This window comes from Enorma phocaeensis, from assembly GCF_016901575.1.
Classification (GTDB): Bacteria; Actinomycetota; Coriobacteriia; order Coriobacteriales; family Coriobacteriaceae; genus Limicola; species Limicola phocaeensis_A.
This window is the reverse complement of sequence record NZ_JACJKQ010000084.1, coordinates 1-236: the sequence shown is the minus strand read 5'-3', so window position 1 is coordinate 236 and position 236 is coordinate 1. Positions and strand designations below refer to the sequence as shown.

The window sequence follows — 236 nt, the reverse complement described above, 5'->3', positions numbered from 1 at the left end:
CTGGCCGGTCGGGCCTCCGCGGACCAGACTTCTAAAGTTTGGACGGAGAGTTCGATCCTGGCTCAGGATGAACGCTGGCGGCGCGCCTAACACATGCAAGTCGAACGGCACCCCTCTTCGGAGGGACGCGAGTGGCGAACGGCTGAGTAACACGTGACCAACCTGCCCCGCGCCCGGGGATAGCTCAGGGAAACCTGGGGTAATACCCGATGCGCCGGGGGGCCGCATGGCCCCCC

General features: G+C 66.1%; 1 rRNA gene. It reads left to right on the top strand.

The window, feature by feature from the left end:
• Positions 1–39: 39 nt before the first annotated feature.
• Positions 40–236, top strand: a 16S ribosomal RNA gene (locus H6A15_RS10270); the annotation flags it as partial.